This is a genomic window from Microvirga zambiensis WSM3693, from assembly GCF_016735695.1.
Lineage (GTDB): Bacteria > Pseudomonadota > Alphaproteobacteria > Rhizobiales > Beijerinckiaceae > Microvirga > Microvirga zambiensis.
Genome location: NZ_JAERQD010000002.1, coordinates 176,094 through 198,871, shown reverse-complemented (window position 1 = coordinate 198,871; position 22,778 = coordinate 176,094). Strand labels below are relative to the sequence as shown.

Genomic DNA, 22,778 nt, shown 5'->3' with positions numbered 1-22,778 from the left:
GGATCAAACCCCTGCCTGCTGACGCTGCCGGCGCAGATGCGGCGGCATCTCGGCATAGACGCCCTCGAACATCTCGCGCGCGGACGGCTTGGCGCCCGCATGAAGCGTGCCGAAGCTCTCCGCCTCTTTCTGAGCGGCGATCACCGTATCGAGAATTTCGGCCTCCGCCTGCTTATGCCGTTCCTCCGACCAGGCGCCGCGCAGGATGAGATGGTTCTTCAGGCGGATGATCGGATCGCCGAGCGGCCAGGCATCGGATTCGGTCTTGGGACGATAGGCTGATGGATCGTCCGACGTGGAATGCGCGCCGACCCGATAGGTGACGTATTCGATCAGCGTCGGCCCGAGATTGCGCCGGGCGCGCTCCGCGGCCCATTTCGCGACCGCGTAAACGGCAAGATAATCGTTGCCGTCGACCCTCAAGGACGGGATGCCGAAGCCGAGCCCTCGGGCGGCAAACGTCCCTGCCCCGCCCCGGGCGATGCCTTGGAAGGTGGAGATCGCCCATTGGTTGTTCACGATGTTGAGGATGACCGGGGCCTTGTAGGTCGAGGCGAAGACGAGAGCGGCATGGAAGTCCGATTCCGCCGTCGAGCCGTCGCCGATCCAGGCCGCAGCGATCTTGGTGTCGTTGGAGATGGCGGAGGCCATCGCCCAACCGACGGCCTGCACGTATTGCGTCGCGAGATTGCCGGAGATCGTGAAGAAGCCGTGCTCCTGCGAGGAATACATGACCGGCAGCTGGCGGCCTTTGAGCGGATCGCGGGAATTGGAATAGATCTGGCACATCATGTCGACCATGGAATACCCGCCCGCGATCAGCAGCCCCGCCTGCCGATAGGTCGGGAAATTCATGTCTCCCGGCTGCAGCGCCATGCGGAAGGCGCAGCTGACCGCCTCCTCGCCCAGATGCTGCATGTAGAAGGAGGTCTTGCCCTGGCGCTGGGCGATCAGCATCCGGGCATCGAAGGTGCGCAGCGTCATCATGTGCCGCATGCCCGCGACGAGCTCCTCGTCGCTCAAGAGCCCCGCCCAGGGACCGACAGCCTCGCCGTTGCGATTGAGGACGCGGATGATGGAGAAAGCGAGATCGCGGATGGTTTCCGGTTCCACGTCGATCTCCGGCCGGGGCACGGCCCCGGCCTTGGGGATCTTCACGTTCGAGAAATCGGGCGTTCCTCCCGGCCGAACGGCCGGTTCCGGCACATGAAGCGTCAGCTTTCCGTCTGTGGTCATGGTTTTTCGCTCTCCCGCGCTAGAAACTAGAAGCGAAACACCATCCGGCCATAGGCTCGGCCGTTTCTTATCCACGAGGATCTCGCTTACCGCTCCTTCACACCGACAGGTTCACACGAGCGAGAATAGCTATGGCTTCACGCTGGCCAGGACCTCGCCGACGGTGATCTGCGGCTCTCCTTGGATCAGGTCCGCTAGGCTGGCACGGATCCAGGTCATGGCCTTCTCGTTGGCGGCGAGAGCGGCCTCCTTGCTGTCGAACAGGGTGATCGACCCGCCGGTGCCGTTGCCACTGTCGAACACGTGATAGCCCTGAAAGCCTGGAGACTTCCGCAGGATCTCGCCGAGCCCGCTTTCGGCCCGGCGCGCAGCCTCGGGGACGGACCGCATGTGGTCGAATTTCCGAATGACGACATACATCGATGCCTCCCATCGCAGTCGACGATCGCCCCTGGCGCCCCATTGTCGTTGAAGCTTCCAGCCTTTGTGATGCAGATCCTGCTAACGAGTCCGGCGGCCTTCTGCCGCCGGTCGATCGGGCGCGTGGTAAAGCCGATAAAGTTCGAAAGCGGCGATCCCGACGATGCAGAACCCGACGGCGACATGAACCCAGCGCGCGGCGAGCACGCCGTCGAACCAGAGGAGCCAGGGCGCTCCGATGATCCAAAGACCCGCGATCACGTTGAGCCATTCCTCCCAATCGTAAGCGCGGACCGTTGCGAGGAGCGCGAGCAGGACTACGAAGCCTCCGGCGAGCCGCGCGTTCAGGACGGCCCATGGCTCGCTGCTGAAGCCGAACAGCCACGGCGATATGAACAAGATGATTCCGAGAACCATATTGGCCGAGTTGATGGCCATGTCGGAACGGTTGTTGGCGATGTTCATCGACGCCTCCTCTCGACGCGCCGTCTCAGCAGGCCCCGGGCTTAGTGAGCCATCAGGACCGGGAGCTCGGCATGGGCGAGGATATGGCTCGTCGCTCCGCCGAAGATCATCTGTCTCAGGCGGCTCTGGGTATAGGCGCCCTTGACCAGCAGATCCACACGAAAGCCCGCCGCCTCCTCCAGAATGGCCTCGCCCGGGTTGCGCGTGTTCAGCCGGCGTGTCACGGCCTCCGCCCGGATGCCGCTCCGGGAGAGGCGCGAGGCCAGTTCGGCGCCGCTCGGCCCGTCCACGTTCCAGCCGTCCAGGGTCAGCACGATGACGCGCTCGGCCCTGGTCAGGATGGGCATCCCGAGCGCTACCGTCCGGGCCGTCTCCGTGCTCGCGTTCCAGGCGATCATGACCGTTTCGCCGATGACTGCCGGAGATCGGGGCGGCACGATCAGGACGGGGCGCCCGCCCTCGAACAAAGCCGACTCGAGGGCGCTCTGGCGCGGCGGCTCATCGTGCGCCCCCGGCCGCCCGAGAACGATCAGGTCGAAGACCCTGCCATAACTTCCGATGGAACTGTCGCCGAAGAGCTGAGGCCCGACCCAGCTGCAGGAAGGATCGTCTGGCCCCCTGCTCTCCCGCGGCACGGCGCAGGACGCCATGAACTCCTCGAACAATTGGCGGGAGCGCTCGATGAGCTCACGCTGCTCCTTCTCGCTCAAGAGAGTCCAGCCGACCGGAACGTCGAAGGCGATGATGTCGGGGATGTCAGGGCCGAGTGCGAGACCTTCGATGTGGCTCCCGAAACGACCTGCGATCAGCACCGTCGCGTCGAGGACCGAGCGCATGAAACCGTGTTGCTCGACTGGAACCAGAATGGCCTTCATGGCAACCACCTCGGCAGCCGTTTAGCCCTCTACAGGAAACACTATACTCCCGAAACCTGGATCAAGCATGTCTATTCTTCGGTATCGTCAGACATGTACATTGCCGAAGGCCAGCTCACCCTCCCCGACCGGCTTGCGCAGGCTGGCATAGAGGATCCAGCTATAGAAAACTGCCACGGCGGCAATCACGAACCATCCTGGCAGTGGACCAATGGCGGCGTTTCGCATCCATTCCCCGACCGACGTGACGAGATGGGCATCGACGGCACTCTCCTGCATCCGGATGAACGTGGTCTTGACCAGCCAAGCGAAGAGAAGAATCAGAAACATCCAGCAATAGTTGCGCCTCAGGCGGCGCGACAGAGCCTGGCTGGTCGATGTGAGGAACAGGGGCTGCCTGAGATCCTCGCCGAGCTTCACGATCCAGTCGTTCGTCGTGCCGTCCTCTGGCGCGAAGATCTGCGCGTAATAGTTGCGTTCCAAGCGGCGCACGCGATTGCGGTAAACGTCGAAGAAGCGATAGCGGCGCGCCTCGATCACGAGGAGCAGCAGGACCAGCACCATCGCGAAGATCAGCACGCCATGATGCGCGGTCGGTGTCGACAGGGAAACCGACAGCATGGCAGCGACCACGGTGATCGCCCAATTGGTCGTCCTGTCGATCCGGTCGCGCCAGCCTGCCATGCGAGCGATCTCGGCGCGATGGTAGTGCGCCAGGACGTTGATGAATTCGGTCGAGGTGCTGGGAAAGACCGGCGCCGTGATCGGCGGGCGGAGATTTTGGACGACGTTCTGATCGTTTTTCGGCAGCATGGCATCGCTCCCTGCGGAGACAACGTTCCGGCAGGGGCTTCCGATCCCACAGATGTCCGACTATGAGGCTAATCCCAGACGGCGTAGGGCAGTGCGTCGAGAGGAATCTTGAGATAGCGCGTGCCGTTCGCCTCGGGCGCCGGCAAATGTCCGCCGGTGATGTTGACCTGGAGGGCGTGCAGGATCAGCTTCGGCATCGGCAGCTTCGCATCCCGCGCCTGACGCAGCGCAGCAAACTCGTCCTCGTTGCAGGCCTGCGCGAGATGGACATTTTGGGCCTTCTGGCTGGCGACCGTGCTCTCCCAGGCCGGCGGACGGCCTCCCGGCATATAGTCATGGCCCGAGAACAGGCGGGTCTCGTCCGGCAGGCCGAGAATGCGCTGGATCGTGCGCCATAGGGCTCTCGCATCCCCGCCGGGGAAGTCGCATCGGGCGGTACCGAAATCCGGCATGAAGAGCGTATCGTGGATGAACGCCGCATCCCCGACGACATAGGTGATCGAGGCCAAGGTATGGCCCGGAGAGAAGATCACGCGCACATCGATCTCGCCGATATGAAAGATATCGCCGTCGGCGAACAGATGGTCCCATTGCGAGCCGTCCGCCTTCAGGGAATCGAGATTGTAGATCTCCTTCCAGAGCTTCTGGACATCGACGATCCGTTCGCCGATGCCCGTTCTCGCGCCTGTTCGCTCCTTCAGATAGGCGGCCGCAGACAGATGATCCGCATGCGGATGCGTGTCGAGGATCCACTCGACAGTGAACCCCCGGTCGCGCACGAAAGCCAACAGGGCGTCTGCCGATGCGGTCGCGGTGGATCCCGACTTCTCGTCGTAGTCGAGAACGGGATCGATAATGGCGCACATCCCCGACGCGGGATCGGAGACCACATATTGAACGCTGCAGGTCCGCTTGTCGAAGAAGGCTTCGACAAGCGGCCTGCCTCGCGAATGGTCGGCCGTCGATTGCGGGAAAGCCGCTGTACTCATTGCTCCTGCTCCCTGGAGACGCACGTTTGCGATCGCATCGGCGTTGAGCCGTTCGGTTCGAAGAAACGTCCCGTCAGCCCTGAGGATGCGGCACAATTCGGATATAGGGTTTCGGCGCTTTCCAGCCCTGCGGATAGATCTTTTTGGCCTCGTCGTCCGACACCGAGCCTGCAATGATCACGTCCTCGCCCTGCTTCCAGTTGGCAGGTGTCGCAACGCGATGCTTGGCGGTCAACTGGAGCGAGTCGACGACGCGAAGCACCTCATCGAAATTGCGACCCGTGGTCATGGGATAGACGAGAACGAGCTTGATCTTCTTGTCGGGCCCGACGACGAAAACATTGCGCACGGTCTGGTTGTCCGCCGGCGTCCGGCCCTCGGATGTCCCGCTCGTGCTCGCAGGCAGCATGCCGTAGAGCTTGGAGATCGTGAGATCGGAATCGCCGATCATCGGATAGTTCGGCGCAGTCCCCTGCGTCTCCTTGATATCCTCCGCCCATCGCGCATGATTGGAGACCGGATCGACGCTGAGCCCGATGACCTTCACGTTGCGCCGGTCGAATTCGGGCTTGATCTTGGCCATGTATCCCAGCTCCGTCGTGCAGACGGGCGTAAAATCTTTGGGATGAGAGAAGAGCACGCACCAGGCATCGCCGACCCAGTCATGGAAGCGGATTCGCCCTTCGGTCGTCTCGGCTTCGAAATCCGGCGCAACTTCGCCGATCTGGAGTGTCATTGGTCATTCTCCTGCAAGCGAGGTCCCTTACCGGCCGATAGGTATATACCCGAAGAAATCTGCGGTGAAGTGTCGCTTCCGAGGGAGAAATCACCGAATTCAACCGGCTTCAAACGTGAACGAAGACCTCTGCGTGCTCGACTGAGAAGCGCCCCAGTTCCTCCATGACGGCCTCCAGATGCGCATCGACCGCGCGCCGTGCCGCCTGCGCATCGCGAGCCTCCAGCGCTCGGAAAATCTCCCGATGTTCGGCGAGCGTCACCGCATGGCGGCGAGGCGAGGACAGCAGACGCCGCACACGGTCGATATTGGCGCGTGACGCATCGATCGCTGCGGCGACGCGCGGCAGCTGCAGCCCCTGGACGAGGATCATATGGAAATCGAGATCCAGCACGTAGAAGCCGGGACGGTCGCCACGCGAAACAGCCTCCTGCTGTGCCTCGAGGTTGCCGCGGAGCGCCTGAAGAGTCTCGGGCGGCAGGCTCCTCGCAGCGATCTCGGCCACCATGCCCTCCAGGGCCTGGCGGATCAGCATAGATTCCTTGATCTCCGACAGGCGGATGCGGGCGGCGCGTGAGCCACGCTGCGGCAGGATCTCCACAAGCCCCTCTGCCGCCAGGCGGGCCAGAGCCTCGGACACGGGAAAGCGGGACACCCCGAGCGCGGCACAAACCGCCCCTTTGTCGATGAATTCGCCGGGTGCAAAATCAAGGGCCACGACCGCGGCGCGGAGCGAGCGCTCCACCTGCTCGGTTGTATTGCCCCTCGGCCCGCGCTCCAGGGGAGCGAGGAAAGCGTAGTTTTTTCTCTTGTCGAGCGCGTCCATTTGCCTAACATGTTAGTCGAGCCGATGGGCGAACGCCACCAGCCTGTCGGATCTCTTAAGCGAGCACAGCCGCTCGTGGGAACTCGAAATCCGGCCCCAAAGCCGGAGCTTTGGGAGGATTTTCGATATGATACACCATACGAGACGCTTTCTGCTCGGATTATCCGCTGCTGCCGTGCTCGCCCTGCCTGCAGTCCCAGCTGTGGCACAGACCAAGCTCAAATGGGCTCACGTCTACGAGACATCCGAGCCGTTCCATACCCAATCCGTTTGGGCAGCGCAGGAAATCGGCAAGCGAACCAACAACCGTTACCAGATCGACGTCTTTCCCGCCTCCCAGCTCGGCAAGGAGAGCGATATCAACCAGGGCCTGTCGCTCGGCACCGTCGACATGATCATTTCCGGGCCGAGCTTCGCCGCCCGCAGCTACCCGCCGATCGGCATCGGCTATTACCCCTACATTTTCCGCGATGCAGCCCATCTGCTGGCCTTCGCCAAGAGCGACGTGTTCAAGGAACTCAGCGCCGGATATACGGACAAGACCGGGCACCAGATGCTGGCGCTGACCTATTACGGCATCCGCCACAGCTCCACCAACAAGCCCTTCAAGACCTGCGCCGAGATGAAGGGACTGAAGATCCGGGTGCCCGATGCGCCGGCCTATCTGGCAATGCCACGTTCCTGCGGCGCCAACACCTCGCCGATCGCCTTCGCGGAGGTCTATCTGGCGCTCCAGAACGGAACCGTCGATGCGCAGGAAAACCCCCTGACCACGATCGAGGCCAAGAAGTTCTACGAGGTCCAGAAGAACATCGTCCTCACCGGCCATATCGTCGATCATCTTGCCACCATCGTCTCGAAGCAGCTCTGGGCAAAGCTTTCCGATGAGGACAAGAAGATCTTCGGCGCCGTCGCTCAAGAGGCGGCCGCCCGCGCCTCGGCCGAGATCCAGGCGAAGGAGAAGGAGCTGGTCGAGACATTCAAGCAAAAGGGCCTGACGATCACCGAGGTCAACAAGGACGACTTCAAGGACGCGGTGATGAAGAGCGTATCCCTGGAATCGCTCGGTTACCGCAAGGCCGATTACGACAAGATCCAGGCCTTGAAGGCGGAAGGTCTCTGAGGCTTCACGAGCGGGCCGCCCCAGGCGGCCCGCATGCCGTTTCAAGCCCCAAGGGTGACCGACATTGACCATGAAGACCGAAGTCCATACCCAGGTCAGCGCCGAGGAACTGGCGCACACCTTCGACGAGAGCGAACATGCGCCGGTCGACCTTTCCGGATACGCCTTCGAGGATTGGCTGGCCCTCGCCCTGTTCTGGGCGATGGCGCTCGCGGTATTCGTCCAGTTCTTCTCCCGCTATGTGCTGAACGATTCCTTCGCATGGACCGAGGAGATCGCCACCAACCTCAACGTCGCTCTCGTCTTCGTCGGCTCCGCCATGTGCGTGCGCATGAGCCGGCACATCCAGGTCGATTTTCTCTACCGCTATCTCTCGCCCGGCATCGGCCGCTTTTTGGCGACTTTCATCGACCTCGTCCGCATCGCCTTCTTCACCTACGGCGCCATGCTGATCTGGCAGTTCATGAGCATCGTCGGCGACGAGAAGATGACGACGATCGAGCTGCCGAAAAATCTCAGCTATGCCTTCGTCTTCATCGGCTTCGTGCTGATGTGCTTCCGTTCCGTTCAAGTCGCCATCGCCAACTGGCAGCGCGGATATTCCGTGCTCGAACGTCCTGAAGCCTTCGATGCTCCTTTACCGGCGGAAACCTGATGCTCATCCTGATCGGCTCCTTCCTCGTCCTGATGATCCTCGGCCTGCCAGTGGCGCTGTCGATGGCCGTCGCCTCCCTGCTCTACATCCTCGCCAGCGGCACCGTGCCCGACGTGATCGTGGCGCAGCGCATGATCGCCGGTGTGGAGAGCTTCCCGCTCCTCGCCGTCCCGTTCTTCATCCTCGCCGGCAATCTGATGAACATCGCCGGCGTGACTGGCCGGATCTACTCGTTCGCGGTCGCTCTCGTCGGCTGGATGAAGGGTGGTCTCGGGCAGGTGAACATCATCGGCTCGGTGATCTTCTCCGGCATGTCGGGAACGGCGATCGCCGACGCCGCCGGCCTCGGGACCATCGAGATCAAGGCCATGAAGGACCATGGCTATTCGACGGAATTCGCGGTCGGCGTCACCGCAGCCTCAGCGACGCTCGGGCCGATCATTCCGCCCTCGCTGCCCTTCGTGATCTACGGGATGATGGCGAATGTCTCCATCGGCGCGCTCTTCCTAGGCGGTCTCATCCCGGGCATCGTGATGACGCTTTTAATGATGGCGACCGTCGCCTATTTCGCTTACCGGAACGGCTGGGGCGCGGATACGCCCTTCTCCTGGCGCCAGCTCGGCAATGCCAGCATCGAGGTGATCATCGTCCTCGCCTTTCCCGTTGCCGTGTGGCTGATGATTCAGGCCGAGATCTCCCCGAACGTTGCTATCGGCATCGCCCTTGCCGTGCTGCTCGCGCTCGACTGGTATTTCGACTTCTCCGCCGTGATGGCGCTCATGGCACCCGTCATCCTGATCGGCGGGATGACCTTGGGCCTGTTCACCCCGACGGAAGCCGCCGTCGCGGCAGTCATCTGGTCGCTGTTTCTGGGTCTCGTCCGCTATCGCTCGATGACGTTCAGGAGCCTTGCCAAGGCAACCTTCGACACGATCGAGACCACCGCCTCCGTGCTCTTCATCGTCACGGCGGCGTCGATCTTCGCCTGGCTGCTGACCGTCACGCAGGCGGCCCAGACCCTGTCGGATGCGATCCTGGGATTTACGCAGAACAAGTGGGTGTTCCTGCTTCTCGCCAACATCCTCATCCTGTTCGTCGGCTGCTTCATCGACACCATCGCAGCTATCACCATCCTCGTGCCGATCCTGCTGCCCATCGTGCTCAAGCTCGGCATCGATCCGATCCATTTCGGCTTGATCATGACCCTGAACCTGATGATCGGCCTGCTTCACCCGCCCCTAGGGATGGTGCTCTTCGTGCTGGCACGGGTCGCAAGGCTCTCGGTCGAGCGCACCACGATGGCCATCCTTCCCTGGCTCGTCCCCTTGATGCTCGCACTCATCGCGATCACCTATATTCCGGAATTGACACTGTGGCTTCCGCAGAAGATGGGTTTGGGACGGTGATGGCGACCTCTATCAACCCATCCATTTGAAACATGTGACACCCATGAGCACTCCGCGCACCATCCGCCTTTCGCCCGATGACAACATCGTCATTGCCATCGACCTCGTGAACCAGGGCGCCGATGTCGCCGGTCTGACCGCCCGCGAGCGGATCCTGCGCGGCCACAAAATGGCCGCTGAGCCGATCCGCGAGGGCGAGCCGATCCGTAAATTCGGCCAGATCATCGGCTTCGCCAAGACGCATATCGCGCCGGGCGAATGGGTGCATGAGCACAATGTAGGCCTGCACGATTTCGAGCGCGACTATGCCTTCTGCGTCGAGGCGCGAGACGACGACCTGCTCGCGCCGGACCTGCGCGCTACCTTCCAGGGCTACCGTCGCGCTTCCGGACGCACCGGCACCCGCAACTATATCGGCATCCTCACCTCCGTGAACTGCTCAGCCTCCGTTGCGCGCTTCGCGGCCGCCGAGGTCGAGCGCTCCGGCATCCTGCGCGACTATCCCGGCATCGACGGAATCGTGGCGATCGTCCACGGCACGGGCTGCGGGCATGCGGCCTATGGCGAAGGTTTCGACATTCTCCGCCGCACCCAATGGGGCTATGCGAGCCATCCGAACTTCGCCGGCGTGATCATGGTCGGCCTCGGCTGCGAGGTGTTTCAGATCGGGCGGATGAAACAGGAATACGGCCTGACGGAAACGGACACCTTCCGCACGCTGACGATCCAGGAGACGGGCGGCACGCGGCGCACCGTTCAGGCCATCGTCGATGCGGTGAAAGATATGCTCCCGATCGCGGCGAAGGCGCAGCGCGAAACCCGTCCCGCCTCCGAGCTTGTGCTGGCCCTCCAATGTGGCGGCTCTGACGGCTATTCGGCGCTCACGGCGAATCCTGCTCTCGGCGTCGCCTCGGACCTGTTGGTCCGGCATGGCGGAACATCGATCCTCTCCGAGACGCCGGAAATCTATGGCGCCGAGCACCTGCTCACCCGCCGCGCCGCCACCCGGGAGATCGGGGAGAAGCTAGTCTCGCGGATCAAGTGGTGGGAGGATTACACCGCCCGCAATGGCGGCGAGATGAACAACAATCCCTCGCCCGGCAACAAGGCCGGCGGGCTCACCACGATCCTTGAAAAGTCCCTGGGTGCCTCGGCCAAGGGCGGACGCTCGACGCTTCGCGCCGTCTATGAATATGCCGAGCAGGTCAGGGACCACGGCTTCGTCTACATGGACACGCCCGGCTACGATCCCGTGGCAGCGACCGGTCAGGTCGCCGGCGGGGCGAACCTGATCGCCTTCACCACCGGGCGCGGGTCAGCCTTCGGTTGCAAACCGGTGCCGTCCCTGAAACTCGCCACGAATTCCGACATCTATCGCCGCATGACGGACGACATGGACATCAATTGCGGCGATATCCTCGACGGCATTTCTCTTGAGCAGAAGGGCGAGGAGATCTTCCAGATCCTGCTGCGCGTCGCATCCGGCGAGCATACCAAGTCGGAGACCCTCGGCTACGGCGATCTCGAATTCGTTCCCTGGCAGGTCGGCGCCGTCATGTGATGGCGCCGCAATAATAGATCGCGACAGAAGCAGGCTATGCACGGGTCTGCGCTCGAATATTCCCTAGAGGAAGATTCACGTTAACCGATTGTTAACCGTGCCTGGCCGATCATCCTCTCGACCGATCCGGCAAGGGGGTCGGGGACTCTCCCAAATGCGAGCGGGGCGCGGATGTACCGCCTCGTTTCGCTTTGGGATGCAGGCCAGCTAGAGCATCGGACCCAAAAGTGGGTCCGCTTTTGGGATCCAATCCGATACTCCACTCTTTGACGAGCGCATCGTTGGGTGCGGACCCAGCGGGTCGCGCACGCGAAAACCGGATCCACTTTGTGCACGATGCGCTAGCTTTCAGCCAAGGACGTAGTACGCCGCTCCGACGGCGGCGACCGCAACGGCGAAAGCGTAGGGAAACCAAGAGGGAAAAGGTCTGTCGTGACCGTCGAAGCTCACGCGTGATCTCCTGACTTCTGGATCGGAAACTCCTCCTCTCGCGGCAAAACGGTATTTTCGTGGAATTCGTTCGCGCCGCTCACAAACGATTGATCGCAGGTGTGGAATAGCTGTTCAGACGACCCATTAGCCGTGCGCCTGCCACAGGCGGGGACAGTCAAGACAAAGAAAATTACTTTCAAATCCTTTTAAAGAGGCGAATTCTTCGCCGATCTCAACGCTATAGCACCTGTTTTAGAACGCCTCTTATTTTTCTCTAAGCCCTTGATCTATCTGAATTCTTTCAGATATCTGATCCCGTTGCCCGCGGGAAACCTCCCGGCTTTGGGCGAGGCTGGACGTGCTGATCGGTTCCGATACCGGCGCCCTCGTGAGAGGCCCGGATATGCGTATCGCGTCCGGCCGCCGTTTGCCTGCACGAGGAGAAAGAGCGCATGGGCATGAGCACATGGAATGAGCCTGGATTTGCCGTCGGCAGCGTCTTGACCTGCCTGACGCTGCTCCTGCCCTTCAGCGGGACGGCTCTGGCTCAGGACAAGGCTCCGGCTCAAAGCCCCCTGCGCATCGAGTTGAACAAGGTCGAGGCGGCGGGCGAGAGCTGCCGGACTTACTTTCTCATCGACAACCAGAAGGGCGAGAACTGGAAGTCTCTGAAGCTCGACCTGTTCGCCCTCGACACCGACGGCATCGCGGCCAAAAGACTCGCCGTTGAAGTCGGTCCCGTGCCGTCCCGCAAGACCCTCATCAAGCTCTTCGATTTTCCCGGTCTCCACTGCACCCGTTTCGGGCGCGTTCTCCTCAACGACGTCCTGACCTGCGAAGGCACGACGGCCTCGCGGGAGGATTGCCTGTCGGCGATCGAGACGGCGTCCAAGATCGACGCCATTTCCTTTGTGAAGTGAGATTGCCCTCATGAACGAAATTGCTCCCGCAGCAGCGCACGACATGTCGTTTCTCGGCCTCTTTCTGCAGGCCGACCCGATCGTCAAAAGCGTCATGATCCTGCTGGTGCTGGCCTCCCTCGGCTGCTGGACCATCATCTTCGAGAAGCTCCTGCGCATCCGCAGCATCCGCCGCCAGGCGCGCGCCTTCGAATCCGCCGCGCGCACGGGCGAGAAGCTTCATCCGCAGATGGGCGGAGCCGCAGGGCGGATCGTTGCCGCAGGCCACGAGGCCTGGCGCGATCAGGATGCCTCCGAGAGCCGCGCCGAGCGGCGCGAGCGGATCGAACGCGCGATGCGTGGGGCGCTCTCCGCCGACATGCGCCAGCTTCAGGTCGGCCTGCCGTTTCTCGCGACCACGGGATCGGCCGCGCCCTTCATCGGCCTGTTCGGCACGGTCTGGGGCATCATGAACTCGTTCTCGGCGATTGCCGCGAGCCAGGATACGAGCCTCTCGGTCGTGGCGCCGGGCATCGCGGAAGCGCTGTTCGCCACCGCCATCGGCCTCGTCGCGGCGATCCCGGCAGTGATCGCCTACAACAAGCTGACGACGGATCTCGGCCGCCTCCAGCAATCCTTCGGCGCCGGCATCGTCGTCCTCGGCGATCGTCTCGCCCGCGACCGCAAGCCCCATGTCCGGGCGGAGGCTGCCGAATAATGGGCATGGGTTCTTTCCAGTCGCAGGACACCGACGACGAGTTCGGCGCGGCGCCCCTGTCGGAGATCAACGTCACGCCACTCGTCGACGTGATGCTCGTGCTGCTCATCATCTTCATGGTGGCAGCCCCCCTCATGACGGTCGGCGTCCCTGTGCAGCTGCCGAAGACGGCTGCCGCGAAGGTGTCGCAGCCGAAGCAGCCCGTGGTGGTCAGCATCGATGCGCAGGGCCAGCCCTTCCTCGACAAGGAGCCGCTCGCGCCCGAGACCATAATGCCCCGTCTGCGCCAGCTTGCGGGCGTGGACCCGAGCCAGGTCGTCCTGGTTCGCGGCGACAGGGCTGTGCCCTATGGGCGCATCGTCGAGATCATGGGGCAGATCAGCGCTGCCGGATTCAGCAAGGTCTCGCTGATCGCGCAGGCGCCGAGCGGTACCCCCGCCCCGTAGGATCTGCAGCACATCCAATGTCCGTTCAGACCCTCAGACCGCCGCAGGAGCCAAGCCGTCTTGGATTGGCCTTTCTGACCGCCCTGCTTCTGCATGCCGGTGCGCTGACAGCCGTGACCCTTTGGCCGCACGACAAGGCAGACCTGCCGGGCGAGCAGGAGATCACGATCGATCTTGCTCCTGCCATGGAAGAGCTGGCGGCCACTGCCCCCGACGCGCTGGCCGCGCCGGAAATTCCGCCCGTCGAGACAGAAGCCTTATCGGTCGAGGCGGAAGCAATCGAAACGAAGCCGCCCGAGGAGATTGTCGAGGTCCAGCCTAAGGAGCCGGTCGAGGTTCAGGAGCCCGAGCAAGTGACGGAAGCAGCGCCCGTCGAAGCACTTCCGCCCGAGCCTGAAGCGCAGGAGACGGAGATGGCCGTCATTCTTCCTCCGCCGGATGCCGTCGTTGCAAAGCCGCTTGAGGAGCCTCCGCCACCCGAGAAGAAGCCGCCTCCGAAGCCGGTGGAACGCAAGCCTCCGCCGCGCCCCACCGTCGTCGAACGCAAGCCACCTCCGTCTGAGCTGCGCCAGGGGCAGGTCTCGTCCTCGCGCGAGAACACCGGCGGCCAGGCGGCCGCGGCCGATCCGAATGTCCTGAACCGCTACAAGGCGAGCATCGTCTCCGCCCTGCGGAGCCGGCTGCGCTATCCGAACATCGCGAGCAGCCAGGGCGTCACGGGCATCGCGACAATCAGGTTCACCATGAGCCGTTCGGGGCAGGTCATCAGCGCGACTCTGGTCGACAGTGCCGGTCATCCCCAGCTGGATCAGGCAGCCTTGGCCGCGGCGCGGCCGGGCTCGTCCCTGCCGGCCGCGCCGGATGCGATACCGCAGCAGCAATTCACGTTCTCGGTGCCCCTGCGCTTCAACCTTCGCTGAGCCTCGGTTCAGGCGTGATCGCGCAAGGTTGACGGTTACATATTCGCGCCCGACCCTGCCTCTCAACAATGGGAGCCATCCGCTTTAAGATCCGACCCGGGCACAAGGGCCGGGCTTGGCTTCGCATCTCGCGAGAGGGAGAAACGCCATGGCTGAAATTCTGTCAGCGTTGCCGACAACATTGGTGTCGGGAGCGACGTCGTGAACACCCGCAAGATTCTCTACCAGTTCGGCTATCAACGCTGCCGCGATCAGGACAGCCCCTCTCCCGTCCGTCATCCCATCGTCGTCGTCGGGGCAGGCCCCGTCGGGCTCTGCACGGCCATCGATCTGGCGCAGCGCGGCGTGAAGGTGGTGCTGCTCGACGATGCCGACCGGATCGGCGAGGGATCGCGCGGCATCTGCTACGCCAAGCGCACGCTCGAAATTCTCGACCGGCTCGGTGTCGCGGAACCATGCCTCGAGAGAGGCGTGACCTGGAAGCTCGGCAAGGTCTTTCAGCGAGACGAATTGCTCTATGCCTTCGATCTGCTGCCGGAGGACGGGCATAAGATGCCGGCCTTCATCAATCTGCAGCAATATTATCTCGAGCACGCTCTCGTCGAACGCGCGGCCGAGCTGCCCAATCTCGACATACGCTGGCGCAACAAGGTGATCGCCATCGAACGCCGGGACGATGGCGCCATGCTTACCATCGAGACGCCCGAGGGTGCCTACAGCATCGATGCCGATTGGGTCGTGGCTGCGGACGGAGCGCGCTCGGCCCTGCGTGACATGCTCGGCCTCGCCTTCCAGGGCGAGGTCTTTGAAGACCGCTTCCTGATCGCCGACGTGAAGATGCAGGGCGACTTTCCGCCCGAGCGTTGGTTCTGGTTCGATCCGCCGTTCCACGAGGGACGCTCGGCCCTGCTGCACAAGCAGCCGCACGATGTCTGGCGCATCGACCTGCAGCTTGGATCCGACGCGGATGCGAAGGCCGAGCAGGCGCCGGAGCGCGTGATCCCCCGCATCCGGCAGATGCTGGGCCATGACGATTTCGCGCTCGAATGGGTATCGGTCTATACGTTCCAATGCCGGCGCCTGGAGCGCTTCACGCATGGCCGCGTGGTGTTCGCAGGCGATGCCGCGCATCAGGTTTCGCCGTTCGGCGCACGCGGCGCGAATTCCGGTATTCAGGATGCGGAGAATCTCGCCTGGAAGCTTGCTCTCGTCGTGAAGGGCGAGGCAACGGAAAGCCTCATTGACAGCTACGATCTCGAACGCTCCGCGGCAGCCGATGAGAATATCGGGCATTCGACCCGCTCGACCGACTTTATCGCCCCGCGCTCCGCTCAGGAGCTGCGCTTCCGCGATGCCACGCTTGCACTCGCGCGCCATGCGACCTTCGCCAAGCGGATGGTCAACTCAGGCCGGCTGTCGATGCCCTCGACTTACGAGACGCCTTTGTCGACACCGGATGTGGATGACTGGTCGGGCTCGGCTTGCCTCGGCGCTCCGCTTCCCGATGCGCCGATGCGCGATCGCGACGGCCAGCCTGTCTGGCTGCTCGAGGCGCTCGGCAACGAGGAGGTTCTTCTGCATGTGCCGAACGGCGAACCGCCGCCGGCAGGCTCGAACGTCATCGTCATCGGCAGGGATCTTATCGACGAGACAGGGCTGTTCGCGCAGCGCTTCGATGCACGTCCGGGCAGCACCTATCTCGTGCGCCCCGATCATCATCTCGCCGCGCGCTGGCGGCATGCGACGCCCGCTCTGATCGCAAATGCCTCCCGTCGTCTCCGGGGTTTTGAGGGAGAACAAGCATGAATGCGCTCGTCACGGAAAGCCGCTTCGCCGATCCCGACCGGGCCTATCGCGGTCTCATCGAAGCCCATCGCGGGCTGACTGATGAACAAAGCGCCGCCCTCAACAGCCGCCTCGTGCTGATCCTCGCCAATCACATCGGCGACCACGCCGTGCTGCGGGAAGCGCTTGAACTGGCGAAGCGCCATGACGATTCAGGGACGGGAAACAGTTGGGACGGCTCGTAGCGATCACCTATCCGCGTATAGCGCGGGTTCACCTCTCCTTGAGGGAGAGGTCGACGCGCGTCAGCGCGGCGGGTGAGGGGTTACAGGTCTATCCGGATAGGGCGGTACCCCCTCACCCGCCGCGCTCGACCTCTCCCCACCGGGGAGAGGTGAAGGCTATGCCAGCGTCCATAGACTCCGAAGCGTCTCAGTCGATACCCAGATAAGCCGCCTTGACCTGCGGATCGGCCAGCAGCGCGGAGCCCGCTCCGCTATAGGCGACCTTGCCGGTCTCCAGCACATAGCCACGATCGGCGATGGCGAGGGCAGCAGAGGCATTCTGCTCGACGAGAAGCACGGTGATCCCGTCCTTCTTGAGCGAGACGATCGCGTCGAGGATCTGGTCCACGAGAAGCGGCGACAGGCCGAGGGACGGCTCATCGAGCAGCAAGAGCTTGGGCTTACCCATCAGCGCGCGGCCGATCGCCAGCATCTGCTGCTGGCCGCCCGAGAGACCGCCGGCCAGAAGGCTCCGCTTCTCCGCCAGCACGGGAAACATGGTGAAGACGCGGTCGCGGTCCTCATCGATGGCCTTGTCGCGCCGGCGATAGGCGCCGAGCCGCAGATTGTCCTCCACAGTGAGCGGCCCGAATACCTGCCGGCCTTCCGGCGATTGCGTGATGCCGAGCTGCACCCGTTGATGCGGCGGCAGGCGATCGATGCGCTGGCCGTTGAAGCGGATTTCACCGCCCGTGGCTGGCTGGACGCCTGAGAGCGTGCGCAGCAGCGTTGTCTTGCCCGCACCGTTCGAGCCGACCAGCGCCACGATCTCGCCGGCCTTTACGTCGATGCTGACGCCCTTTAACACCTCGATGCGACCATAGGCGCTTTTCAGGTTGGCGACCTCAAGCACGCGCTGCCTCCCGCGCTCCATGCTGTCCGAGATAGGCCTCAAGAACCCGCGGGTCGTCGCGCACCTCGCGCGGCGTCCCCTCCACAAGCGGCCGGCCGCGCTCGAGAACAAGAATCCTGTCGGAAATCTTCATGACGAGCTTCATGTCGTGCTCGACGAGCACGACCGCCACGCCCCTATCGGCGACCTGCCGGATCAGATGATCGATCTCTTCCGTCTCGACCGCATTGCAGCCCGCGGCCGGTTCGTCGAGAAGGAGCACGCGCGGTTCGGCAGCGAGCGCACGGGCGATCTCGAGACGCTTGCAGGCGCCGTAGGGGAGCGAGCCGGCGGGAATGTCGGCTGCATCTTTCAATCCGACATCCTCCAGAAGCGCGAGTGCCGCCGCGCGCGTCTCACGGTTCTGGCGCGTGACGGAGGGCGTTCTGAACAATGCGGGCAGAAGACTGCATCGTTCCCGCAGATGGCGACCAACCATCACGTTCTCGCAAGCGGTCATGCGCTGGAAGATCTGCAGGTTCTGGAAGGTCCGCGAAAGACCGCGCTCCGCCAGCCTGTGCGGGGCAAGACCGGTCACGTCCTCGCCGGAGAGGCGGATCGCGCCGCGGCCCGCCGTATAGACGCCGGACACGACGTTGAACAATGTCGTCTTCCCGGCACCGTTCGGACCGATGATCGAGAGGATCTGCCCCGGGCCGACCGAAAAGCTTACGCCGTCGACAGCCTTCACGCCGCCAAAGGAGATGCCGATATCCGTTGCTTCGAGGATGATCATGAGCGCGCCTTCCGGACAAGCAGGCTTGAGAGGCTCGGCACGATGCCGTTGCGCATGAAGATCATCGCCACGATGATGATGAGGCCGAGCAGAAGGTGCTCGTATTCCTGGAACACCGTGAGCGCCTGCGGCAGCGTTATCAGAACGGCCGCGCCGACGATGCTGCCGAGAACCGATCCCAACCCGCCGAGCACGACCATGGTGACAAGCTCCACCGAATGCAGGAAGCCGGCCTGATCCGGATTGATGAAGCCGTTCATGAAGGCAAGGGCCGATCCCGCGAGCGAGGCATAGACGGCGGCGATCACGAAGGCCTGCAGCTTGAACCGGGCAACATCGACGCCCACGACCTGAGCCGCCACTTCGCTGTCGTGCAGCGCGCGAAAGGCCCGCCCGGTCGGCGTCTCGTCGAGATTGAGCGCAATCCAGGTGCCGACGAGGAGAAGCCCGCCCGTCACCCAGTACCAGGTGGAGGATCCGCTGACGCGCCAGCCGAACAGGGTCAGCCGCTCAACCGGCATGCCGTCGGGCCCACCGGTCCAGCTGCTCTCCGTGGTAATGACGAGCGCGACGAGAACGCCGAGGCCCAAGGTGGCGATGGCGAGATAATGCCCTTTGAGCCGCAGGATCGGGCGTCCGACGAGATAGGCGAGAACCGCCGAGAGCAAGGCTCCGATGAGCAAAGCGGCCCAGGATGGAATGCCCAGATGCGCCGGACCGATCGCGACCGCATAGGCCCCGATGCCGAAGAAGGCCGCATGCCCGAGGCTGACCTGCCCCGCCTGTCCCATGAGAATGTTCAGGCCCACCGCTGCGAGCGCCGATACCCACACGAGCGATGCCACGCGGAAGTAATAGCTTGAGGGAAAGACAAACGGGAGTACGGCGATCACCACCGCAAGAATGGCGAGCGTGAGGAAGCGCTGATTTGCAAGAACGCGCATCTTACACCCTTTCCACGACGCGGCGTCCGAAGAGGCCTTGAGGTGCGGCGAACAACACGATGAGGATTACGAGGAAGGCAAAGGCATCCTTGTAGGTGGAGCTGAGATAGCCGGCGCCGAAGGCTTCCAGCAGTCCCAGCAACAGCCCGCCGACGACCGCGCCGACGGGGTTGCCCATGCCGCCCAGCATGGCGGCGGCAAAGCCTTTCAAGGCGAGCAGCGTGCCGACATCGTAGCTCGTCAACGTGATCGGCGTCACGAGAATGCCGGCGATCGCGCCGATGGCGGCGGAGCCGCCGAAGGCGAGCGCCATGATGGTGGTCGTATTGATGCCGACGAGGCGCGCCGCGAGCCGGTTCGCAGCGGTGGCGAGAACGGCCTTGCCCGTGATCGTGTGTTCGAGGAAGACGTAGAGCGCCAACACCACGACCGCCGTGCCGCCGAGCACCCAAAAACTCTGCGGCTGGACGGCCGCGCCCATGATGTCGATGGGGGTATCGCCCGTGAAGGCCGGGAGCTTGTGGAACTGCTTGTCGAAGACGATGGCCGCAAGCCCGCGCAGCAGGATCGATGCACCGATGGTGATGATGATGAGCGTCACCGCGGATGCGCCCCGGGCCGGTTCGATGGCTAGGCGATGCAGCAGGAGCCCGATGGCTACGGCAGCGGCGATGGCAATAAGCGCCGCAAGCAGTAGGGGAATGCCGGCGGCAGCGGCGAAGACAGTGACCATGCCGCCCAGCATCACGAACTCGCCCTGCGCGAAGTTGACCACGCCCGATGCGTTGTAGATCAGCGTGAAGCCGAGCGCCACCAGCGCGTAGACGGCGCCCACCGTCAGCCCGGAGAAGAGGAACTGGAGGAACTCGGCCATGCTGCTGTCCCAAGACCTTCAGGTTGCCCGACGGGAGACGCTATACGGCCTCCCGTCCGATAAGTTCTCGTGCGAAATCAGCTTCCCGATGCCGCCAGGTTCCAGTCGCCACCCTTGATCTCGAGCATGCGGAACGCCGAGAGATCGAGGCCGAGATGGTCGGTGCCCGTCATGTTCACGATGCCGCCGGTGCCGACGAAGCCCTTGGTCTTCTCGATCTCGTCGCGGATCTTCTGCGGGTCGGTGGAATTCGCGCGCTTCATCGCCTCGACGAGGATGAAGAGACCGTCATAGGCATGGCCGCCGAAGGTCGAGACAGGCTGCTTCGTGGCGCCTTCATAGGCCTGCTTGTACTCCGTCACGACCTTCTTCTGCGGATCGCTGTCAGGCAGCTTGTCACCGACGAGAAGCGCCGCCGCCGGTAAGCGGACGCCTTCGGCCGCAGCACCCGCGAGCTCGATGAAGCTCTTCGAGGCGACGCCGTGGCTCTGGTAGAACGGGATCGCGTTCATCCCGAGCTGGGCATAGTTGCGAGTCACGATGGCCGGGCCCTGGCCGAAGCCCGGATTGACCACGGCCTGCACGCCGGCGGTGTTCTTGATCTTCGTGAGCTGAGCCGTCATGTCGCTGTCGCGCGGGCCGTAGGTCTCATCGGTGAGGATCTGCATGCCGTAATTCGGCGCAACCTTGACACATTGCGCGCGCATCGAAGCGCCGAACCCGTCGGTGCCGGAGATCATGCCGATCTTGGTGAGATTGCGCTTCTTCAGATCCTCAAAAATCTTCTCGCAGGCCATCTTGTCGGTGTGCGGCGTCTTGAAGACGAACTTGCGGACGGGGTCGACCACCTCGATGGCGCCGGCAAGCGAGATGAACGGAACCTTGGCCTCTTCGAAGACCGGGATCATCGCCATCGTCGAGCCGGTGGTCGTGCCGCCGACCATGGCGATGACCTCGTCGTCCTCGAGAAGGCGAGTCGCGAAGGTGCGCGCCTTGTTGGCATCGCCACCGTCGTCATAGATCACGAGCTCGATCTTCTTGCCATTGACGCCGCCCGCCGCGTTGATCTTGTCGACATAGAGCTTGAGCGTCTTGTCTTCCGGCTCGCCGAGGAACGAGGACGGCCCGGTAACGGAGAGAACCGATCCGATCTTGATCGTGCCCTGCGCGAGCGCGCCTTGGGAGACGCCGAAAGCCATGACACTGGCAGCCAGCAGGGTTTTGAGATTTGCCTTCGCGTTCATCCGTTTCCTCCAGGTTTCGTTGTCGTTTGTCGTTCTTATTGTTGCGCAACGGACCGAACGGCCAAGAGCCGGCCGATCATTGCGGGTCGAGCGCCGCGCCCCGAAGGGCCGAGCTTTGGCTCATTGACGCCATTTCGCTCATCAATATAATTGACCGGACGGTTGGTCAATAGTAAACAAGTCGCAACAGAAGCCGCTTGCTTCAACGAAAATCCCGGGAGGACTTGGTGGAGAACGACGTCATCCTCATCGAACGGCGGGACGGATATCGGGTCGTCACCCTCAACCGACCGGATCGACTGAACTCGTTCAATGAGACGATGCACGAGGCGCTGATGAATGCGCTCCTCGATGCGGAAGCCGACACCGATTGCCGCGCGCTCGTGCTGACCGGCGCCGGACGCGGTTTCTGCGCCGGCCAGGATCTGTCCGACCGCGTCTTCAGCCCGGGCCAAGTGCCGGACCTCTCCTCCACCATCGAGCGGTTCTACAATCCGCTCGTGCGCAAGCTCCGGGCGCTGCAAATGCCGGTGATCGGCGCCGTCAACGGCGTCGCGGCCGGGGCGGGAGCCAATATTGCTCTCGCCTGCGACATCGTCATCGCCTCCCGTTCGGCCAAGTTCATTCAGGCCTTCGCGAAGCTCGGCCTCGTGCCCGATTCGGGCGGAACCTGGTTCCTGCCCCGCCTCGTCGGACCGGCGCGTGCCCGCGCCCTCGCGCTTCTGGCCGAGCCTGTCACCGCCGAGCAGGCGGAAGCCTGGGGCATGATCTGGAAATGCGTCGACGACGCGGTTTTGATAGACGAAGCGCACCGCCTCGCCGCGCATTTCGCAACGCAGCCGACGATCGGCCTTGGCTTCATCAAACAGGCTCTTGATGCATCCGAGACGAACGATCTCGACCGCCAGCTCGATCTGGAGCGGGACCTGCAGGGACGTGCGGGCCGCACGCCCGATTACCTGGAAGGCGTCACCGCCTTCTTCGAGAAGCGGCAACCAAAATTCAGCGGGAGAAATTGATGGACGCGCGGCCAACATCTTCGAGCAAAGACCCGCTCGACATCGCCGAGGCCTGCGCGGAGGCCATGTGGGCCGAGGACCGGGCGAGCCAGGGTCTCGGCATGACGATCGAGCGCGTCGCCCCGGGGGAGGCGATCATCACCATGACGATCCGCGCGGACATGACCAACGGCCACGGCATCTGCCATGGCGGCTTCATCTTCGCGCTGGCCGACTCGGCTTTTGCCTTTGCCTGCAACACCTATGATCAGCGCACGGTCGCTCAGCATTGCGCCGTGACGTTCCTGCAGCCGGGACGGCGCGGCGATACGCTGAAAGCCCATGCCGTGGAGCGCAATCGGTCCGGCCGTTCCGGCATCTACGACGTGACGGTGCGCAACGGAAAGGGCGAAGCGGTCGCCGAGTTCCGCGGACATTCGCGCACCATTTCCGGCACGCTTCTTACGCCAAAAGACGATTAATCAAGAAAAACGATTGGGA

At 63.3% G+C, this 22,778-nt stretch carries 24 protein-coding genes and 1 pseudogene; 12 read left to right on the top strand and 13 right to left on the bottom strand.

Annotated features, from left to right (window positions below; all coding sequences use genetic code 11):
• Positions 1 to 3: 3 nt before the first annotated feature.
• From JKL46_RS03010 to JKL46_RS02975, 8 genes and pseudogenes are all read right to left on the bottom strand, one after another.
• Positions 4 to 1,236 carry a 3-methyl-2-oxobutanoate dehydrogenase (2-methylpropanoyl-transferring) subunit alpha gene (locus tag JKL46_RS03010; RefSeq protein ID WP_201829928.1) on the bottom strand — a complete coding sequence of 411 codons (1,233 nt, stop codon included), beginning with the start codon at positions 1,234 to 1,236 and terminating at the stop codon, positions 4 to 6.
• A 129-nt stretch (positions 1,237 to 1,365) separates the two neighbouring features.
• Positions 1,366 to 1,656 carry a hypothetical protein gene (locus JKL46_RS03005; protein WP_201829927.1) on the bottom strand — a complete coding sequence of 97 codons (291 nt, stop codon included), beginning with the start codon at positions 1,654 to 1,656 and terminating at the stop codon, positions 1,366 to 1,368.
• An 81-nt stretch (positions 1,657 to 1,737) separates the two neighbouring features.
• Entirely contained in the window at positions 1,738 to 2,121 is a 384-nt protein-coding gene (locus JKL46_RS03000) for an SPW repeat protein (RefSeq protein ID WP_201829926.1), read from the bottom strand.
• A gap of 41 nt (positions 2,122 to 2,162) precedes the next feature.
• The gene (locus JKL46_RS02995; protein WP_201829925.1) at positions 2,163 to 2,996 is read right to left on the bottom strand and encodes a universal stress protein; all 834 of its coding nucleotides are present in this window, start codon (positions 2,994 to 2,996) and stop codon (positions 2,163 to 2,165) included.
• A gap of 87 nt (positions 2,997 to 3,083) precedes the next feature.
• Entirely contained in the window at positions 3,084 to 3,809 is a 726-nt protein-coding gene (locus JKL46_RS02990) for a DUF2270 domain-containing protein (RefSeq protein ID WP_201829924.1), read from the bottom strand.
• 68 nt (positions 3,810 to 3,877) lie between these two features.
• A pseudogene (locus JKL46_RS02985) lies at positions 3,878 to 4,756 on the bottom strand (MBL fold metallo-hydrolase); the annotation flags it as partial.
• Between the two features lie 115 nt (positions 4,757 to 4,871).
• Positions 4,872 to 5,534: a peroxiredoxin gene (locus tag JKL46_RS02980; protein ID WP_201829922.1), complete on the bottom strand. Its 663-nt coding sequence runs from the start codon at positions 5,532 to 5,534 to the stop codon at positions 4,872 to 4,874.
• Between the two features lie 109 nt (positions 5,535 to 5,643).
• Positions 5,644 to 6,360 carry a GntR family transcriptional regulator gene (locus tag JKL46_RS02975; protein WP_201829921.1) on the bottom strand — a complete coding sequence of 239 codons (717 nt, stop codon included), beginning with the start codon at positions 6,358 to 6,360 and terminating at the stop codon, positions 5,644 to 5,646.
• 127 nt (positions 6,361 to 6,487) lie between these two features.
• Between JKL46_RS02975 and JKL46_RS02970 the strand changes: the two genes are divergently transcribed.
• The 10 genes from JKL46_RS02970 (at position 6,488) to JKL46_RS02925 (ending at position 16,550) form a co-directional block, all read left to right on the top strand.
• A complete protein-coding gene (locus JKL46_RS02970) occupies positions 6,488 to 7,483 on the top strand; it encodes a sialic acid TRAP transporter substrate-binding protein SiaP (protein WP_201829920.1) in 996 nt (331 codons plus the stop codon).
• Between the two features lie 70 nt (positions 7,484 to 7,553).
• The gene (locus tag JKL46_RS02965; protein ID WP_201829919.1) at positions 7,554 to 8,138 is read left to right on the top strand and encodes a TRAP transporter small permease; all 585 of its coding nucleotides are present in this window, start codon (positions 7,554 to 7,556) and stop codon (positions 8,136 to 8,138) included.
• Complete coding sequence (locus tag JKL46_RS02960; RefSeq protein WP_201829918.1) at positions 8,138 to 9,544, top strand: TRAP transporter large permease; 1,407 nt, start codon at positions 8,138 to 8,140, stop codon at positions 9,542 to 9,544. The genes JKL46_RS02965 and JKL46_RS02960 overlap by 1 nt, the downstream gene beginning before the upstream one ends.
• A gap of 43 nt (positions 9,545 to 9,587) precedes the next feature.
• Positions 9,588 to 11,105 carry a UxaA family hydrolase gene (locus JKL46_RS02955; RefSeq protein ID WP_201829917.1) on the top strand — a complete coding sequence of 506 codons (1,518 nt, stop codon included), beginning with the start codon at positions 9,588 to 9,590 and terminating at the stop codon, positions 11,103 to 11,105.
• A gap of 890 nt (positions 11,106 to 11,995) precedes the next feature.
• The gene (locus JKL46_RS02950) at positions 11,996 to 12,457 is read left to right on the top strand and encodes a Tat pathway signal protein (protein ID WP_343074003.1); all 462 of its coding nucleotides are present in this window, start codon (positions 11,996 to 11,998) and stop codon (positions 12,455 to 12,457) included.
• Between the two features lie 10 nt (positions 12,458 to 12,467).
• The gene (locus JKL46_RS02945; protein WP_201829915.1) at positions 12,468 to 13,154 is read left to right on the top strand and encodes a MotA/TolQ/ExbB proton channel family protein; all 687 of its coding nucleotides are present in this window, start codon (positions 12,468 to 12,470) and stop codon (positions 13,152 to 13,154) included.
• Complete coding sequence (locus JKL46_RS02940) at positions 13,154 to 13,600, top strand: ExbD/TolR family protein (protein WP_201829914.1); 447 nt, start codon at positions 13,154 to 13,156, stop codon at positions 13,598 to 13,600. Before JKL46_RS02945 ends, JKL46_RS02940 begins: the two co-directional genes overlap by 1 nt.
• Before the next feature lie 17 nt (positions 13,601 to 13,617).
• Positions 13,618 to 14,520 (top strand): energy transducer TonB family protein, encoded by a 903-nt coding sequence (locus JKL46_RS02935; protein ID WP_201829913.1) that lies wholly within the window; start codon positions 13,618 to 13,620, stop codon positions 14,518 to 14,520.
• A gap of 201 nt (positions 14,521 to 14,721) precedes the next feature.
• Entirely contained in the window at positions 14,722 to 16,326 is a 1,605-nt protein-coding gene (locus JKL46_RS02930) for an FAD-dependent oxidoreductase (protein WP_201829912.1), read from the top strand.
• Entirely contained in the window at positions 16,323 to 16,550 is a 228-nt protein-coding gene (locus JKL46_RS02925; protein ID WP_201829911.1) for a DUF2783 domain-containing protein, read from the top strand. Before JKL46_RS02930 ends, JKL46_RS02925 begins: the two co-directional genes overlap by 4 nt.
• A gap of 187 nt (positions 16,551 to 16,737) precedes the next feature.
• Here the strand turns inward: JKL46_RS02925 and JKL46_RS02920 are convergent, their stop codons facing one another.
• From JKL46_RS02920 to JKL46_RS02900, 5 genes are all read right to left on the bottom strand, one after another.
• A complete protein-coding gene (locus JKL46_RS02920; RefSeq protein ID WP_201829910.1) occupies positions 16,738 to 17,442 on the bottom strand; it encodes an ATP-binding cassette domain-containing protein in 705 nt (234 codons plus the stop codon).
• A complete protein-coding gene (locus JKL46_RS02915; protein WP_201829909.1) occupies positions 17,435 to 18,217 on the bottom strand; it encodes an ABC transporter ATP-binding protein in 783 nt (260 codons plus the stop codon). Before JKL46_RS02915 ends, JKL46_RS02920 begins: the two co-directional genes overlap by 8 nt.
• Positions 18,214 to 19,161 (bottom strand): branched-chain amino acid ABC transporter permease, encoded by a 948-nt coding sequence (locus JKL46_RS02910; protein WP_201829908.1) that lies wholly within the window; start codon positions 19,159 to 19,161, stop codon positions 18,214 to 18,216. The genes JKL46_RS02915 and JKL46_RS02910 overlap by 4 nt, the downstream gene beginning before the upstream one ends.
• Position 19,162: 1 nt before the next feature.
• On the bottom strand, positions 19,163 to 20,035 hold the full coding sequence (locus JKL46_RS02905) for a branched-chain amino acid ABC transporter permease (RefSeq protein ID WP_201829907.1): 873 nt from the start codon (positions 20,033 to 20,035) through the stop codon (positions 19,163 to 19,165).
• A 77-nt stretch (positions 20,036 to 20,112) separates the two neighbouring features.
• A complete protein-coding gene (locus JKL46_RS02900) occupies positions 20,113 to 21,234 on the bottom strand; it encodes an ABC transporter substrate-binding protein (RefSeq protein WP_246529121.1) in 1,122 nt (373 codons plus the stop codon).
• 272 nt (positions 21,235 to 21,506) lie between these two features.
• Here JKL46_RS02900 and paaG point away from each other — a divergent pair, with 272 nt between their 5' ends.
• Positions 21,507 to 22,298: a 2-(1,2-epoxy-1,2-dihydrophenyl)acetyl-CoA isomerase PaaG gene (gene paaG / locus JKL46_RS02895; protein WP_201829905.1), complete on the top strand. Its 792-nt coding sequence runs from the start codon at positions 21,507 to 21,509 to the stop codon at positions 22,296 to 22,298.
• On the top strand, positions 22,298 to 22,759 hold the full coding sequence (paaI, locus tag JKL46_RS02890; RefSeq protein WP_201829904.1) for a hydroxyphenylacetyl-CoA thioesterase PaaI: 462 nt from the start codon (positions 22,298 to 22,300) through the stop codon (positions 22,757 to 22,759). Before paaG ends, paaI begins: the two co-directional genes overlap by 1 nt.
• Positions 22,760 to 22,778: the final 19 nt, after the last annotated feature.

Excerpts from the sequence above, each read along its gene's own strand:
- JKL46_RS02995 (WP_201829925.1), bottom strand. The coding sequence starts at position 2,996 with ATGAAGGCCATTCTGGTTCCAGTCGAGCAACACGGTTTCATGCGCTCG.
- JKL46_RS02975 (WP_201829921.1), bottom strand. The coding sequence starts at position 6,360 with ATGGACGCGCTCGACAAGAGAAAAAACTACGCTTTCCTCGCTCCCCTG.
- JKL46_RS02905 (WP_201829907.1), bottom strand. The coding sequence starts at position 20,035 with ATGGCCGAGTTCCTCCAGTTCCTCTTCTCCGGGCTGACGGTGGGCGCC.
- JKL46_RS02935 (WP_201829913.1), top strand. The coding sequence starts at position 13,618 with ATGTCCGTTCAGACCCTCAGACCGCCGCAGGAGCCAAGCCGTCTTGGA.
- JKL46_RS02950 (WP_343074003.1), top strand. The coding sequence starts at position 11,996 with ATGAGCACATGGAATGAGCCTGGATTTGCCGTCGGCAGCGTCTTGACC.
- JKL46_RS02910 (WP_201829908.1), bottom strand. The coding sequence starts at position 19,161 with ATGCGCGTTCTTGCAAATCAGCGCTTCCTCACGCTCGCCATTCTTGCG.
- JKL46_RS02960 (WP_201829918.1), top strand. The coding sequence starts at position 8,138 with ATGCTCATCCTGATCGGCTCCTTCCTCGTCCTGATGATCCTCGGCCTG.
- paaI (WP_201829904.1), top strand. The coding sequence starts at position 22,298 with ATGGACGCGCGGCCAACATCTTCGAGCAAAGACCCGCTCGACATCGCC.
- JKL46_RS02980 (WP_201829922.1), bottom strand. The coding sequence starts at position 5,534 with ATGACACTCCAGATCGGCGAAGTTGCGCCGGATTTCGAAGCCGAGACG.
- JKL46_RS03000 (WP_201829926.1), bottom strand. The coding sequence starts at position 2,121 with ATGAACATCGCCAACAACCGTTCCGACATGGCCATCAACTCGGCCAAT.
- JKL46_RS03010 (WP_201829928.1), bottom strand. The coding sequence starts at position 1,236 with ATGACCACAGACGGAAAGCTGACGCTTCATGTGCCGGAACCGGCCGTT.
- JKL46_RS02925 (WP_201829911.1), top strand. The coding sequence starts at position 16,323 with ATGAATGCGCTCGTCACGGAAAGCCGCTTCGCCGATCCCGACCGGGCC.
- JKL46_RS02940 (WP_201829914.1), top strand. The coding sequence starts at position 13,154 with ATGGGCATGGGTTCTTTCCAGTCGCAGGACACCGACGACGAGTTCGGC.
- JKL46_RS02955 (WP_201829917.1), top strand. The coding sequence starts at position 9,588 with ATGAGCACTCCGCGCACCATCCGCCTTTCGCCCGATGACAACATCGTC.
- JKL46_RS02900 (WP_246529121.1), bottom strand. The coding sequence starts at position 21,234 with ATGGCTTTCGGCGTCTCCCAAGGCGCGCTCGCGCAGGGCACGATCAAG.
- JKL46_RS02965 (WP_201829919.1), top strand. The coding sequence starts at position 7,554 with ATGAAGACCGAAGTCCATACCCAGGTCAGCGCCGAGGAACTGGCGCAC.
- JKL46_RS03005 (WP_201829927.1), bottom strand. The coding sequence starts at position 1,656 with ATGTATGTCGTCATTCGGAAATTCGACCACATGCGGTCCGTCCCCGAG.
- JKL46_RS02970 (WP_201829920.1), top strand. The coding sequence starts at position 6,488 with ATGATACACCATACGAGACGCTTTCTGCTCGGATTATCCGCTGCTGCC.
- JKL46_RS02990 (WP_201829924.1), bottom strand. The coding sequence starts at position 3,809 with ATGCTGCCGAAAAACGATCAGAACGTCGTCCAAAATCTCCGCCCGCCG.
- JKL46_RS02945 (WP_201829915.1), top strand. The coding sequence starts at position 12,468 with ATGAACGAAATTGCTCCCGCAGCAGCGCACGACATGTCGTTTCTCGGC.
- JKL46_RS02915 (WP_201829909.1), bottom strand. The coding sequence starts at position 18,217 with ATGATCATCCTCGAAGCAACGGATATCGGCATCTCCTTTGGCGGCGTG.